This is a genomic window from Tolypothrix bouteillei VB521301, assembly GCF_000760695.4.
In the GTDB taxonomy this organism is placed as follows: Bacteria; Cyanobacteriota; Cyanobacteriia; order Cyanobacteriales; family Nostocaceae; genus Scytonema; species Scytonema bouteillei_A.
This window is the reverse complement of sequence record NZ_JHEG04000001.1, coordinates 82,277-98,451: the sequence shown is the minus strand read 5'-3', so window position 1 is coordinate 98,451 and position 16,175 is coordinate 82,277. Positions and strand designations below refer to the sequence as shown.

Genomic DNA, 16,175 nt, shown 5'->3' with positions numbered 1-16,175 from the left:
GAATTCCCAAAAGTTTTTACTCCTCAACATTTATCTGTATTTTGTAAAAAAAATTAATCAATATTTGCTGCTGATTGCCGTTTTTTCCCATCAATTAAAGCACTTACTGTCATATCCCCCATAACATTGATGACAGTACGGCATCGATCTAGGAACCAATCAACAGTGACCAATAAAGCAATATACTCTGTTGGCAAGCCAACAGAACTGAATACCAATGTCATGGTTACCAATCCCGCTTCTGGAATACCAGCAGCACCTACGGATGCAAAAATCGATGTGAGAATGACTGTAAGTTGCTGTACCAAGCTTAAATTTTGCCCGAGTACTTGCGAGATAAATAATGCAGACATGGCTTCATAAAGAGCAGTGCCATCATTGTTGAAATTGGAGCCAACCAATGCTCCTAAAGAAGCGGAAGATTCCCTCACACCTATTTTTTGCTGCAAAACCTCAAATGTAATGGGCATAGTCGCGACTGAGGAATCCGTTGCAAAGGCTGTTAAAAAAGCATCTGTACCGCCACGCAGGAAGTTGAGCGGATTCACCCAAGAACCAAACCGAACTCGCAAGAGGTAATAACAGGCTTGCAATGTCAACGCTAGTAGCACTGCTATCACAAATGCTCCTAAAGATTTAAATGGTGCAAAACCCTTTTCGGCAACGGTTTTTGATACAATTCCAAAGACTGCTAGCGGTACTGTGGCAATGACCCAGTGAAGAACTCGGATAATGGCTTCAAATAAAATTGCGATCGCATCCTCAAGTCCTTGAAACCCTCTCTGATTTGCAGCAATTTGTTCTGATTTGATCGCACGCAAGACTATACCAAAAGTCAGGGCAAGAACGATCAGCTGGATAACATTATTATCAACTAAAGGGCTGAGAATAGCGGGCGGAACAGCATCTTTAAACAATCCCCAAGGATCGAAATTGCGCTTCACTATTTCTGCAGTTCCCGGCGCAGCCAATCGTCCCCACGTACCGGGACGCAACACATTTGCTACAAATAGCCCAACAAGAATAGCGACTGTGGTATTAGTTAGCAGCAATACTGCCAAACGGCGTCCCGCCCTACCGGGTATTACGGTTGTCATAAAGGTATGCAGCACTGCCATTAAAATCAATGGTGTTGCTAGGGTGCGGAGTGCTTTCAGTACTAACTCAGCAGGAATTGCCAAAGTCTCAATAAAGGCTTTGTTTGTTGGGCTGGGGTTTCCTGCACCCAGTGCAATCCCTAAAGCTACCGCCAGTACGAGTGCAATAATAATTTGCAATGTCAGTGGGATGCTTTGCCACCAAGGGCGGGTTTTGGGCGTATCGGGAGTGTCTTGTTCGTTCATGTGTGGTGTGAATAGGCGAGATGTCTATTCTAAATACGTCTTGTGCAATGGAGACTGTTGAGAGATAATGGGCGGGCGTCCTCCGCCCAACCCACCAAAGAAGAGTATTACACTATATTGAATTCACATTGCTGAATACACTTTTCTGAATCAATAGCAGAATTTAATTTTATGAGGGAACAAATTGCGTTATCCTTAAATACACTTGTACTTATGACGGAGACTTGACTGTCTGCTAGCGATCGTGTACCTTATTTCCGCTAAACTGCTTGAGTCAATCTAAATTCCCGACTTCTTTAAGAAGTTAGGGCTGTGAGCACAGTTACTTATTTTAAATTTTGAATCTTAAATTTTAAATGACTTATGTCCTTTGTCCCTTTACATATTCACAGTGATTACAGCTTGTTAGATGGTGCGAGTCAATTACCCGCTTTGATTGACCGCGCTATTGAACTTGGTATCAAAGCGATCGCACTTACAGATCATGGAGTTATGTATGGGGCGATCGAACTGATCAAAACCTGTCGCAGCAAAAATGTTAAACCCATCATTGGCAATGAGATGTATATCATCAACGGCGATATCACAAAACAGGAACGCCGTCCAAAATACCATCAAATTGTCTTAGCCAAAAACACAAAAGGCTACAAACATTTAGTTAAGTTAACATCAATTTCCAATCTTCAAGGAATTCAAGGTAAAGGAATTTTTGCACGTCCTTGCATTAACAAAGAATTGTTAAAAGAATACCATGAGGGTTTGATTGTGACGAGTGCTTGTTTGGGTGGAGAAATTCCCCAAGCAATTCTGAGCGGTAAACTAGAGGCAGCCCGCAGAGTGGCTCAATGGTATAAAGATGTTTTTGGAGATGATTATTATTTAGAAATCCAAGATCACGGATTTCCAGAAGACCGAATTGTTAATGTAGAAATCTTCAAAATTGCACGGGAATTGGGAATCAAAATTGTGATTACCAATGATTCTCATTTTATTTCTTGTTACGATGTTGAAGCTCACGACGCTTTGTTATGCATACAAACTGGTAAATTGATTGTTGAAGACAATCGAATGCGCTACACCGGGACAGAATATTTAAAATCTGCAGAAGAGATGAAAAAGCTGTTTCGCGATCATTTGCCAGAAGACGTAATTGAAGAAGCGATCGCAAACACTGTTGAAGTTGCAGACAAAGTTGAACCTTATAATATTTTAGGGGAACCGCGCCTTCCCAATTATCCCATCCCTTCAGGTCATACAGCTGATACCTATGTTGAAGAAGTTGCTTGGCAAGGGCTTTTACAAAAATTAAATCGTAAATCGAGAAATGAAGTCGATAGAGTCTATAAAGAAAGACTCGAATATGAACTCGCAATGATTCAGAAGATGGGTTTTTCCACATACTTCCTAGTTGTGTGGGACTACATCAAATTTGCCAGAGATAATGATATTCCCGTGGGACCTGGAAGGGGTTCAGCAGCAGGATCTTTAGTCGCTTATACTATGGGAATCACAAACATTGACCCCGTACATCACGGGCTGCTATTTGAAAGATTCCTCAACCCCGAACGTAAATCAATGCCTGATATCGATACAGATTTTTGCATTGAAAAACGGGATGAAGTGATTAATTACGTCACTCAAAAATACGGGAAAGAAAGAGTTGCACAAATTATTACTTTCAACCGCCTGACTTCCAAAGCCGTTTTAAAAGATGTCGCTAGAGTGTTAAATATTCCCTATGGGGATGCTGACAAAATGGCAAAAATGATTCCTGTTTCTCGGGGAAAACCAACAAAACTCAAAGTGATGATCTCTGACGAGACGCCGGAACCGGAGTTCAAAAAGAAATACGATACTGACGATCTCGTTCGTCATTGGCTTGATATGGCAATTCGGATTGAAGGAACTAACAAAACCTTTGGAGTTCATGCAGCAGGTGTAGTGATTTCTTCCGACCCCTTAGATGAAATCGTTCCCCTACAAAGAAATAATGACGGTGCTGTGATCACCCAGTATTACATGGAAGATTTAGAGTCTCTAGGTTTGTTAAAAATGGATTTTCTCGGGTTAAAAAACCTGACGATGATTCAGAAAACTATTGATTTAATTGAAGAAAGTAAAGGGTACAGGCTCGATCCTTACGAAATTACAACTCTAGAAAGAAAAGCTCAGAGAATATTAGCCAAAGGTGGAGAAACTGCAAAACTTCCACAAGATGTGAAAAAGACTTACGAACTTTTAGAAGCAGGCGATCTAGAAGGAATATTTCAATTAGAATCTTCTGGTATGCGTCAGATTGTACGAGATCTAAAGCCTTCCAATATAGAAGATATTTCCTCGATTTTAGCACTGTACCGACCCGGACCTTTAGATGCAGGGTTGATTCCTAAGTTTATTAACCGCAAGCACGGGCGAGAGCAAATTTCTTATGACAGTCAAATTCTAGAGCCCATACTTGATGAGACTTATGGAATTATGGTTTATCAGGAGCAAATTATGAAAATTGCTCAAGATATGGCAGGATATTCTTTAGGTCAAGCCGATTTGCTGCGTCGTGCTATGGGGAAAAAGAAAGTTGATGAAATGATGAAGCAGCGAGAAAAATTCGTTGACGGTGCGGCAAAAAATGGAGTGAAAAAGCAAATTGCTGATGAATTATTTGACCAAATGTTGAAGTTTGCCGAATATTGCCTCAGCTATGACACGGAAATTTTGACTGTAGAATATGGTTTTTTACCCATTGGAAAAATTGTGGAAAAAGGTATTGAATGTAATGTATATTCTGTGGATAAAAATGGAAATATTTACACTCAACCCATTGCTCAATGGCACGATCGCGGCGAGCAAGAGGTGTTTGAATATTGCTTGGAGAATGGTTCGGTAATTCGAGCAACAAAAGACCACAAATTTATGACAACTAGTGGGGAAATGTTACCGATTGATGAAATTTTTGAACGAGGTTTGGATTTGATAAGGGTTGAAGATTTGCCACAATAGTTACTACTTGTTCCGAGGCTCCGCCTGGGAATGCAGTCTGCGAGGCAGAAGTCTTGTTCTGTCTCGTTCCCAGCCTCCAGGCTGGGAACAAGTTGGGATGTGGAATGGGGGTTGAATTCCCAACGAACATCTGCCCTCTGCCCTCAGCAAAGCTGCCTTCTTCAAACTACTCAACGTACATAAGGAATGCAGCTTGCTTTTTCTACCAAGAGTTTGTCATCAGGTAATCTAGTAATTAAAAGTGCGTCTGTCTGAGAATTCTGAGTAAAATAGACCGCATAGTATCTTGTAGTCCTCTCTCTTCCTGTTGCACTGTAGATTCTGGGATTTTCATTATCTATTCTGACAGCAGCATTTTCTATTAAGGGTCTCGATCCTAAAGCAACATTCATTAATGTTTGTCTGTTGTTAGAGAAGACTCTGACCGATTTGTCATTAGTAATAAAATAGATTAAGGTATTTGTTTCTGGTCTTTGCTTTGGACAAGGGCTAAGGTTTTGAGAATTTGTTCTTCTTTGTTGTTGGTTCCCGGTTCCTTGGGCAATGAAATTTGCGATCTGTTTGTCTTGTTGAGGATCGGCATGAGTTATGGCTGGGTACAGTAAGACTCCAAACAAAGTTAGGAAAAATGGAACAGATTTTTTGACTACCATAAGAAATTTTGAGCGAGTAAATGCCTGGATAATTATTCAGATTTCAATGAGTTGAATTCTTAATTTATACATATACAATATGTTGTATACAAAAATGCATACAAATTGATAACGTTGTTTGTAGTTGCTCTTTAGGGAATACATTGCAACTACAAATTACCTACAAATAATTAACCGAATATATTGTCAGGGGAGAATAGACCCTGACAAACTCAACGGTTATTTTGAGATACAGAAGAGCGCTTTTCAACTTCTTGCTTAATAGCACCCATTGTGTTACTTAAAGAATCTTTAAAAATACTGTAAAAGACTTTTGCTGGTGTTCCCGACTTGGGTTGAGCTTCCACCACTTGTGTAATCAAAACCTGAGTTGCTTTTGCACCTGTATAGGTTGCAATTGGTTCGATTAACCAGTAACCTTTCATACTTTTGAGATCGCCTTCAACAAGTTGAAAATCTACACGACTTTTTGCCGTTTCTGTAATAGCCGAACGAACACGCGATTTTACCCTAAGCAACAACACCTGACGCGAATCAACCTGTTCGATGACCTTCTGATTCTTATTTACACTGATGACTTTGCTAGAGACAACATTTGGTAAAAATTTAGCAAAATTACTGTAATCCGTAACAACTTCCCATGCTGTATCCAATGAAGTTGTGACGAGAACTCTAGCAGTGTACTTCCCTTTCTCACCAGTAACCAGCGATTCTCCCTTTCTCAACGCAACCCGTTCGTTCGTTGGCAATCGATCCACAGTACTATCAAATAAGCCAGCCGTGGAAGTCGGTATGTTTGTTATAGCAGCGATCGCACTCAAGCATCCGGTAACAAAACAAATCTGCAAACACCGCCATATGAAATAAGTCGTTTTGTCGATCATCTTACCTATTTTGGATTTTGGATTGAGAAAGCTTTACTCAGACTAATGCCTTTTTTTTGACATTGATACTTAAGTAGAGTGAAAACTCTCATTCTAATTTTTGTAGGGCTAAAGCCTACCCTACTTAACATTTTTCACAAACAATTTAGAATTTCCGTATCTCACGAATGTATACCTGAACCAAAGTTCAGGCGAATGAATTCGCGGCTATACAAGCAAAACCCACCTACGTGGGTTTTAATTAATTTTCATGAGTCCAGTGCTGCAGGCAAGTTTCCCGCCGTAGGCAACTGGCGAACCCGAAGGGGAATGGCACTAAGTTAAGACACAACCCTTACCCCAACTGGTGCCCAGCCTCCAGGCTGGAGACCCATGCTGGGAGGCTCCGCCTAGGGTGTTGACTCTGTGCCTTTTTTGGAGTGTTGTTCATGCAAAATTTGAGAATCTTGACTAGAACTGAAACTCTAAGTGAGTAACGTTTTCAACGAAAATAAATCGTCATGGTACAAATTTACTAAAAAGCAACAAAATCAACAGCCTAGGCTCCGCCTCCTTGGACTTAACGCTTTGACTAGAGGCAGAGCCTCTCGGAATGCATTCCCAGCCTGGAGGCTGGGAACGAGACAGAACAATACTTTAGGTTTATCTTAGTGCCATTCAACCCGAAGGGACTTCGTTTGTATAAGTAGGTCAGTATTAAAAATTATCGTCATGACAAGGCAGATGGCAGAAGGGAAGAGGTTTTTAGGCAACTTTACTTTTCGTTACATACTTCGGTTTTTTTGCGCCTTTCTACTTAGTAGCGAATTCTATTCGCCCAATCATTCGTAATTCGTAATTCGTAATTCGTAATTCATAATTAAAAATTCATGCGGAAAATTTAGCACCACGAAGCCGCAAATCATCACGTTGATATTGAGTTAATCCAATACCTTCGCCAAACTCACACCCTTCTACAAGGGCATTTAACCAAACTGTTTGATTTAACGTTGCACCATTTAAGTTAGCATCTCTTAAATCAGCACAAGTGAAATTAGCAAATATGAGGTCCGCATTCATTAAACGACTTCCACGTAAGTTGACCTCGGATAAATTCCCACGGATAAAGTTAACTTCATCTAAAACTAATCCTGATAAATCTGCTCCTATTAAATTGGGAAATTTTAACTGATTTGGATTTTGTAAGAATCTCATAACACAAATAATGTTGGCTTCATTAAGATGCAATTTTGTTAGAAAATCATATCGGGCTATACCAAGTTGTTTGAGAGTTTGCAGTCGTTCGTGGGGACTTTTTTCTAGAAACTGGATACTACTGTTACGCAAATCGTTAATTATGGGATTGAGCATGAATGGATTTAGAGTTGATAGCAGTTTCAATATGGTACAACGTTGTCCATTGAACCCTCAAAATAGTACCGCACTGCTTTATGGCAGTGCGGCGAGGGTTTAGATATAGAGTTTAATGGTTAGTTGATTAGATATAATTAGCTACGAAATGGTACTGTCATGAGATCTAGGTGATTTTACCTGTCTCTAGCAGTTGATATTGCTGTTTGATTGCCAGTCCACCTTTCTACATGGACATACTAATCTACAAAGTCAAATAACTGCATTCCGGATTTTACTGAAATATTTTTTTTTGTGAATTACAAGCTAAAATTGCGTATTACGGAAAGCATCTTGGGTCTTTGCTAGCAACTAGCATTTTCAAAACAACCTATTTGATCGCTGGTGGGATGAAGGCGAGTTAAAGATGCACCTCAAAATTTACCCACTATCCATCCCCATCCTGAAGCTACGGTGTACCACAAGTCTTCTAAAGTGATTTCTTGCGGTTTCGATCCCCCCTAATATCATGTCCGGTTGCATACCCATAGTTGGAACAGACAAGGGAGACAAGGGAGACAAGGGAGAAAGTTTTATTATGGACATTTAACCGGACATGATATTACTTATTCGCGCCAGCTTCTTCCGTTGCAAACCAAGCACGCAACACTTCCGCCACGGTCCAAGCTTGAGCGATACACCCTCTTGGAGTTATGGGGGGGTCACCATCAAAAATTTCACTGAGATTTCCAACCCCATGAGATCGTAAATGATTTGCCATGGGTTCTAAAAACTGGCGGGCTTGTACCGGGTCTTTGTAAACGCGCAGATGTGCTAAAACAAAAGGACCAATTAACCATCCCCAAGTTGTTCCTTGGTGGTAAGCTCCATCTCTTTGCAGCGCATTACCCCCGTAGTGTCCTTTATACTCCGGTCTGTCCGAACTCAAAGAACGCAACCCATGAGAATTGAGCAACGCTCTACCACAAACGTCTACAACTTTCTGTTGTTGTTCGGGAGTCAGGGGGCTATCTGGCAATGATACTGCAAAAATTTGATTGGGACGCAAGGAGCGATCGCTTCCTTCGGGGCTATCTATAACATCATAGCAGTAACCCATCTCATCATTCCAAAATTTGGAAAAACTGACTAAGGTACGCTCAGCCATTGCCTCATACCCTTGATGCGGTTTATCTAAGAGGCGAGCAAAGTTTGCTATTATCCTCAATGCATTGTACCATAAAGCATTCACTTCAATCGGTTTGCCAATACGAGGCGTTACCACCCAGTCACCGACTTTAGCATCCATCCAAGTTAGTTGCGAACCCACCTCACCAGCATAAAGTAACCCATCAGTCATATCGAGATGAATGTTGTATCGCGTTCCCTGACAGTGCCAATCGATAATATCAACTAAAACAGGAAAAAGTTCTTGCAGTAAATCGCTATCTTCTGTGGCGCTATAGTAGATGCGAATAGCTTCAAAGTACCACAACGTCGCATCAACAGTGTTATATTCCGGTATCTCCCCAGCATCGGGAAAGCGATTGGGTAACATTCCCCGATCGACATATTTAGCAAAAGTGCGAAGAATAGAACGAGCAACTTCCGGTCTTCCGGTAGCGATGGTCAAACCGGGAAGACTAATCATCGTATCCCTTCCCCAGTCACCAAACCAGTGATAACCTGCAATAATCGTCTTGCCATTGGGGTCATCATTTAAGGGGCGCGACACAATAAATTGGTCGGCTGCAAGAACTAACTGATTGACCCAAGCAGGCGTTTCTTTTGCATTGATGGGTCGATTTGCTTTCCAAAGACTAGTTAACTTCTGTTCCTGGGTTCGCCGTGACTTAAATGCTGCTTCACCATCTAAATCTGGTTCTTTCTCAAGACTCGCAACAAAAGTCACGGATTCTCCAGCATTTAACGTCACCTCAAAAGTAGCAGCATGCAAGTGATTGTCGCGATCGCTCAATCCTCGATAACGTTCTACTGCTAAATCAAAACCAGTGACCCAAGTATGACATGGCGAAACTTGAGCATTTTTACACAGGAGATAAAACGGGACTGCATTTGGAAAAGCGATCGTACAAATTCCCCCTTCCATTGGCTCTATGCTCATTTGCCAATCACTGCTTTGAGTATCGCCGTGATAATCGCGATAATTCACCATTGCCTTCAGTATCAGCTTTAAAGGTTGCGTTGCACGGTGCAATGTGTACTGAACATAAGTTGTGTTTGCACCCTGTTGCATCCAAACGCGTTTTTCCAATAAAGCATCAGCACAAGCAAAACGCCATGTAGGGGTAGTACCTTGTAAAAAAAAGCGTTCTATATGAAGATAGCCATGAGGGCTAACAGTTCCATCAGTCCAACGATTGGTAAATAGTGGGTACAGCTGCTCTCCGTACACAGCAGTATCATCCAACTTAGCCAGCATCAAAGTACGACCTAAAGGTGGATTGAGAGAAGCCACAAGCAAACCGTGATAGCGACGAGTAAGCAATCCTCCGACAGTACCAGAAGCATAACCACCTATACCATTGGTGACCAACCATTCTTTCGACTCCGCTATATTCAGATAGCCGCAAACTTCTCGACCAAATTCAACACACATAGCTTCTTTTCCTCTTTCTTCGCGTCCTTTGCGTCTTTGCGGTTCAAATAAAAAAGCAATCTTTAAGCAGGAAAGGAGTCAGGGAACTGCAAAATAAATTATCCCACCACATGGGACACCTTAAGTAATCATTCCCCATCGATAGGAGGTAGGGAGTTCTCCTCGTTGTAGCAAGTGGTGTTGCAAAGATCGCAAAGTTAAGAGAAAAGTCCCACCAACCAGCCCCACTCCCTAATTAATAAGTTTTATTAATCAATTTTATAAACTTTAATAAACTTAACAATCTTGATAAAGCAATGTAACTTAATGTAAATTTAGGTTAAGGGTGACGAACCACCCCATACATACATAAATCATCATCGCAATTATAAAACCATGACAGCAACCTTACAACGCGCTCGCAGCGCCAACGTATGGGAGCAGTTCTGTAACTGGATCACCTCCACCGAAAACCGCCTTTATGTCGGCTGGTTCGGCGTATTGATGATCCCTACACTGCTCTCCGCAGCCATCTGCTTCATTATCGCATTCATCGCTGCTCCCCCTGTAGACATTGATGGTATTCGCGAACCTGTTGCAGGTTCTTTACTCTACGGCAACAACATCATCTCCGGTGCAGTTGTTCCTTCTTCTAACGCCATCGGTCTTCACTTCTACCCTATCTGGGAAGCCGCTTCTTTAGATGAGTGGTTGTACAACGGTGGTCCATACCAGTTGGTGATTTTCCACTTCCTGATTGGCGTATTCTGCTACTTGGGTCGTGAGTGGGAATTGTCCTACCGCTTGGGTATGCGTCCTTGGATCTGCGTAGCGTTCAGCGCACCTGTAGCAGCAGCTACCGCAGTGTTCTTGATCTACCCCATCGGTCAAGGTTCCTTCTCTGACGGTATGCCTTTAGGAATCTCTGGAACCTTCAACTTCATGTTGGTGTTCCAAGCAGAGCACAACATCCTCATGCACCCCTTCCACCAGTTGGGTGTAGCAGGTGTATTCGGTGGCTCCTTATTCAGTGCAATGCACGGTTCCTTGGTAACTTCTTCCTTGGTACGTGAAACAACCGAAACCGAATCACAGAACTACGGTTACAAGTTCGGACAAGAAGAAGAGACCTACAACATCGTTGCAGCACACGGCTACTTCGGAAGGCTTATCTTCCAATACGCATCATTCAACAACAGCCGCAGTTTGCACTTCTTCTTGGCAGCATGGCCAGTGGTAGGCATCTGGTTCACCGCACTCGGCATCAGCACCATGGCATTCAACCTCAACGGCTTCAACTTCAACCAATCGGTAATTGACTCCCAAGGTCGCGCTATCGGAACTTGGGCAGACATCCTCAACCGCGCTAACCTCGGTATGGAAGTGATGCACGAACGCAACGCTCACAACTTCCCTCTCGACTTAGCTTCTGCTGAAGTTGCTCCTGTTGCTATCAGTGCTCCTGCTATCAACGGCTAAGTTTAACGGAATTCAAGTTTCTCTTTCGATGTTATGAGTGCTTAACTAAGGTTATGAACAGCGCTTCTGAGATGAAGCGCTTTTTTTTTGTTTTATTTTGGGAATACTGAGAAAAAGAAAATTTCATAGATTTGAAATTAATTTAAAGCATGAAAGTATTTCATTTTCTCAGTTTTGCGGGGCTGTTTATCGGTGGATATCTAGCATTCCCTAATGTCAGCTACGCCCAGGTTTCAGCTGATGGATCTCTTTCCACAAACGTTACCTCGCCTGATAGTCTTCAATTTACAATAACGGGGGGTAGTCGAGTTGGAAATAACCTGTTTCATAGTTTTAGTCAATTCTCATTACCAACAGGTGGTTCTGCCATCTTTAATAATGCTTTAGACGTACAAAATATCATTAGTCGAGTCACTGGTGGCTTTCCTTCCAATATCGATGGGATGATTCAGGCTAATGGCAGTGCGAATTTCTTCCTAATAAACCCAAATGGAATTATATTTGGTCCCAATGCCCAACTGAACATTGGTGGTTCATTTTTTGCTACTACCGCCAACAGTCTTAAGTTTGCTGATGGAACAGAGTTAAACACATCCCTATCCCAAACTCCGCCTTTGCTAACTGTTAGCGTTCCTATAGGATTACAGTACGGTCAACCAAGAGCGATCGCAGTACAAGGAGCAACTCTTTCAGTACAACCCTCTCAAACCCTAGCACTGATAGGAGGTGAGGTGATTGTAAGCGGTGGTAAACTCAGTGCTGAAAGCGGTCATGTTGAATTGGGTGGAGTTGCAGGTGCAGGTATAGTTGGGATAACAGCGACAGGTACCCAGTATCAATTCATTTTTCCTCAAGATTTGACTAAAGCTAATGTACAACTGACCGATAACGCTTTAGTCACAACCAGTGGTGATGGAGGCGGTAGCGTTCAACTTACAGCTCGGCAAGTTACAATACAAGACTCGCGTGTGGAAGCCAACACCTTAGGCTCTCTTTCCGGAGCCAACCTGATTTTAAACGCTTCTGATGCCGTTGTTGTATCGAGTTCAAGCACTACTGGTACATTTGATAGCGGTTTATTTGCGGAAAACAGCGGTCATGCAGCTAGCGAAGGAATTACGATAACGAGCAATACACTCTTAGTTGAAGGTGAGGCTCGAATATCAACCGCAACTTCAGTAGATTCATCAGGACAAGGGGGAAATATAACTGTTAACGCTTCTCATGCAGTCGAGCTATTTGGTGTTGATTCACGCGATTTCTCTTTATTTACAGGCTTGTTAACTGATACAAAAGGAAGTGGTGTTGGCGGAGACTTAACTGTTAATACGGGAGAATTAATTATCCACGATGGAGCACAGTTAACCACTACAACCTCAGGAAATGCACGAGGTGGAAATTTAACAGTTAACGCTCGAGACATTGTAGAACTTATCGGAGTTTCTCCTTCCGATCTTCTTGCGAGTGGTTTGTTTACCACAGTTGAAGCTGGTAGCGGAAATGCTGGAATTTTAACCGTGAATACAGAAAGATTAATGATTCGCGATGGCGCACAAATTTTTGCTGGTACTAGCAATACATCAGAAGGCAATGGTGGAAATATTGTTATAAACGCTACTGATTTTGTTAGTATAAGCGGTGTTTCACCTATTTATAAAATTCCAGGTGGCGTGTTTAGCAATACCAATCCTGACACCTTAGGGAACGCAGGAAATTTAACAATTAATACCAACAAACTAATTATTAAAGATGGAGCAAATATTGCTGTTGATACTTTTGGTTTTGGAAAAGGAGGAGTGCTAGAAATTAATGCTACAGATTCCGTGCAGCTATTGGGACAGGGTTCTCTCAGGGAAAATCCACTAGATCCCAATCAACTTATTCCAACATTTAGCAGCCTATCAGCAAGCGTGCTTAATCTTGATAATATCCAAGATGCCACAACGATATCAATTAATACTGGAAAATTGTTAGTTCAGGAAGGTGCAAGAATTAGCGTTGACAATGAGGGCTTGGGTAAAGGAGGTAATATTAATATTCAGGCTCGTTCGGTAGTACTAAATAATCAAGGAAATTCTCAGGAAGATGCAGGAGGAATTCAAGCCACAACAAAATCGGGTGAGGGCGGGAATATCACGATACAAGTCAAAGACCTTTTACTCATGCTGAACGGCAGTAAAATTCTCACTGACGCTACAGGTGGTAGTGGTAATGGCGGCAATATAAGCATCAAAGGCAGTATACTAGCGGCTTTTAACAACAGTGATATGACTGCGAATGCCATTCTCGGACGCGGCGGTAACGTTCAAATCCTCACTCAAGGAATCTTTGGGACTCAATTCCGTCCTGCATTAACTCCAGACAGCGATATTACCGCTACTTCTGGATTTGGCCTCAGTGGGGTTGTAGTTATAAAAACTCCGAATATCGATCCCACAAAAGGGATTATTAACTTACCAGAGCAGCTGACAGACGCCTCTACATTAATTTCTCAAAGTTGCGGACGAGATAGCAAATCTAGCAGTTTAACCATCACCGGACGTGGTGGATTGCCAAAAAGTCCGGAAGGATTGCTCAGTAGTGACGTAGTTTGGCAAGATATTGAGACAACACCAGTGCAGCTCGGTCTTAGCCCAAAAATAATAATGACTTCTACAAAGACAGCACAATCTGCTCCCCATGAAATTTCCGAAGCCCAAGGGCTTGCAGTCAATTCTCGAGGAGAGATTTTTCTAACAGCACAAGCACTAGATGTAACTCTACATAGTCTTTGGTCTACTCCTCCTAGCTGTCATTCAAGTTCTCAATAAAACCAAAGAGAAAAATTTGATTGTAAAGATTTAATATACCAAAAATCATTGTAGCTAAATCTATATAGATATTTTTACAGATTTACTTAAAGTTATATACTGGTATAATTTTATATTGATAAAAGCAAAATTGCTTGGTATGTAAAGCATCGAAAAATAAACTCATTACTGTTATAAATAAATAAACAATATTCAGAATTTTGTTTAAATTTTGAATTAAGATAAAAATCTAATATTCGGTATTTTAGTTATGAATCAATAAAGATTTTTTTCAAAAAAATGATTTACAGTGTAAGAGTTTCAGGAGAAAATTTCAATAAAATCTTTCTGTTCCCTATCTAAAATAAAAATGCAGCTTAATCATTTTGAATCAATCAAATCTGATTCTCAAAACCTCATTGAAGATCTGACTGATGAAGAGTTAGCAGCTTGTGTCGGAGGTTGCGATCTTTCCGTAACGGCTAGCTCGCAAGAGGTTGTCAATGTTCCACTTGTTGAAGGAATTCCCGTTCTTGGAGAATGCGTTGTTAAAGCCAGTTTTCTCGGAATCCAATACGATCCGAATGGTTCCCGACGTTCTGTCGCAAGCGATCGCAATATCAAAGAAGCAATCTCTGAAGTCAATACTCAAGAAATTCTCCATGGGATTGTCAATTTGCCCATCACTAGCTGGCAATATAAACATCAGGATGCTTCAGTTCGCCATATCGGTCCGATGGCGCAAGACTTTGCTGCAACGTTTCAAGTCGGTGACAGCGATCGCACAATTAATATTGTAGATGGCATGGGAGTTTCCCTCGCAGCAATCCAAGCACTCTACCAGTTAATACAAGAAAAAGACTCACAACTTAGCGAACTGCGAGCAGAATTACACCAACTCAAGCAACATATTCATTCTACGGTCTCCAAATAGATTAGATCTATCCCCCCGAATCCCCTGATGGATTGGCTGCGGTGATGTACACAAGTCTTATATAGTGCATTCATTGCGGTTTCGATCCCCCCTAACCCCCCTTACAAAAGGGGGGAACTTAATTCTAATTCTCCCTTTTCACGATGTTTCATCTCTTTTCTAGAGATCTGTATACCACCGTAGGATGGATTTGGGGGAGAAAAGCTCTTGAGTGTTTTGGAGAGGGAGCTAGAGTGGAGTCGTGCGATCTCTGTTCTCAAACTGCATAATTTACCAAGCTTTCATTGATAAATATTTAAAGTCCATTACACTAAACAATACTAACAACCTGTGGATGTGAAAGCATTTGCAGGTTTTCTTCCGTTGGGGAACAGAATAAAACTGATATGTACTTGAGGAAGCGTCAGCCGTGTACTACGAGCCTCCCTTATCCAGTCCCGGCTCAATTAACATTCTCTGCCATTGTGGCATTTAATTCGTCACAAATGTATCAGCTGTTTCCACAAACGTGTATTTTTCCAAGAAATACTTATCTATTGGCTTGTGATTCTCTCTATATCGGTAACTGTGAATCTGCAACTCTAGAGTATCTTTTACAATACTTCCTTTATAGTTAATCTTCGTTAAGTCAAACTCCATCCAACGCTTTTCTTTACCATTTTCTAAACAACTGCATTCAAAGTTAAACTCATATTTTACTGAGAATTCTATGCGATCGCCATACACTTTATACTTCCCTGGTCTTATATTCGGATTGCTTTTGTCAAACCACTTGATAATTTCTTCTACTTCTCCACAAGTTACACAGCAGATGACCGTTCCATTACGGTAGAACCTCAAACAACTCGTATATACACCTCTGTCTTCTTCATCTTCATAATATGAAATATATAAACCGTCGTACCTTAACATGAAACGAGTTGCCTCAATCTGTCTGAATGGAAGTCATTACTTAATATTCTACATCTGCATTATCTAGCGTGAATATATTTACCCGCTCGTAAAGTTTTTTAAAATACCTTAAATTGTATCTATTTTTGCAACAAAAAATTGCAAATTTTTGAAATTCGTAAAAGAGCGATGTCGCCCAATTTTTAGAAAAATATAATGTAAACTGCTAAGTAAGTGGGTACAAAATAAACATATCTATGTAAAATTCTCTAAACTA

At 41.2% G+C, this 16,175-nt stretch carries 10 protein-coding genes; 4 read left to right on the top strand and 6 right to left on the bottom strand.

Going from position 1 to position 16,175, the window contains the following annotated elements:
- Window positions 1-53: 53 nt before the first annotated feature.
- The gene (locus tag HC643_RS00415; protein ID WP_038077609.1) at window positions 54-1,343 is read right to left on the bottom strand and encodes a dicarboxylate/amino acid:cation symporter; all 1,290 of its coding nucleotides are present in this window, start codon (window positions 1,341-1,343) and stop codon (window positions 54-56) included.
- Between the two features lie 363 nt (window positions 1,344-1,706).
- Here HC643_RS00415 and HC643_RS00410 point away from each other — a divergent pair, with 363 nt between their 5' ends.
- Entirely contained in the window at window positions 1,707-4,340 is a 2,634-nt protein-coding gene (locus HC643_RS00410; protein ID WP_038077611.1) for a trans-splicing intein-formed DNA polymerase III subunit alpha N-terminal partner DnaE-N, read from the top strand.
- 170 nt (window positions 4,341-4,510) lie between these two features.
- Here HC643_RS00410 and HC643_RS00405 read toward each other — a convergent pair whose 3' ends face one another.
- The 4 genes from HC643_RS00405 to HC643_RS00390 form a co-directional block, all read right to left on the bottom strand.
- The gene (locus HC643_RS00405; protein ID WP_038077612.1) at window positions 4,511-4,993 is read right to left on the bottom strand and encodes a hypothetical protein; all 483 of its coding nucleotides are present in this window, start codon (window positions 4,991-4,993) and stop codon (window positions 4,511-4,513) included.
- A gap of 212 nt (window positions 4,994-5,205) precedes the next feature.
- Window positions 5,206-5,877: an SRPBCC family protein gene (locus HC643_RS00400; protein WP_063779467.1), complete on the bottom strand. Its 672-nt coding sequence runs from the start codon at window positions 5,875-5,877 to the stop codon at window positions 5,206-5,208.
- 867 nt (window positions 5,878-6,744) lie between these two features.
- On the bottom strand, window positions 6,745-7,227 hold the full coding sequence (locus HC643_RS00395; RefSeq protein ID WP_137986186.1) for a pentapeptide repeat-containing protein: 483 nt from the start codon (window positions 7,225-7,227) through the stop codon (window positions 6,745-6,747).
- Window positions 7,228-7,828: 601 nt separating this feature from the next.
- Window positions 7,829-9,826: an amylo-alpha-1,6-glucosidase gene (locus HC643_RS00390; protein WP_038077617.1), complete on the bottom strand. Its 1,998-nt coding sequence runs from the start codon at window positions 9,824-9,826 to the stop codon at window positions 7,829-7,831.
- A 375-nt stretch (window positions 9,827-10,201) separates the two neighbouring features.
- On the opposite strand from HC643_RS00390, the gene psbA reads away from it, so the two are divergent.
- From psbA to HC643_RS00375, 3 genes are all read left to right on the top strand, one after another.
- Entirely contained in the window at window positions 10,202-11,284 is a 1,083-nt protein-coding gene (psbA, locus tag HC643_RS00385) for a photosystem II q(b) protein (RefSeq protein ID WP_038077620.1), read from the top strand.
- Between the two features lie 149 nt (window positions 11,285-11,433).
- Window positions 11,434-14,094, top strand: a complete 2,661-nt coding sequence (locus tag HC643_RS00380) for a two-partner secretion domain-containing protein (protein WP_050045439.1) — start codon at window positions 11,434-11,436, stop codon at window positions 14,092-14,094.
- A 349-nt stretch (window positions 14,095-14,443) separates the two neighbouring features.
- Window positions 14,444-15,007: a tail fiber domain-containing protein gene (locus HC643_RS00375; protein ID WP_050045440.1), complete on the top strand. Its 564-nt coding sequence runs from the start codon at window positions 14,444-14,446 to the stop codon at window positions 15,005-15,007.
- Window positions 15,008-15,478: 471 nt separating this feature from the next.
- Here the strand turns inward: HC643_RS00375 and HC643_RS00370 are convergent, their stop codons facing one another.
- The gene (locus HC643_RS00370; protein ID WP_038077621.1) at window positions 15,479-15,919 is read right to left on the bottom strand and encodes a hypothetical protein; all 441 of its coding nucleotides are present in this window, start codon (window positions 15,917-15,919) and stop codon (window positions 15,479-15,481) included.
- Between the last annotated feature and the right edge of the window lie 256 nt (window positions 15,920-16,175).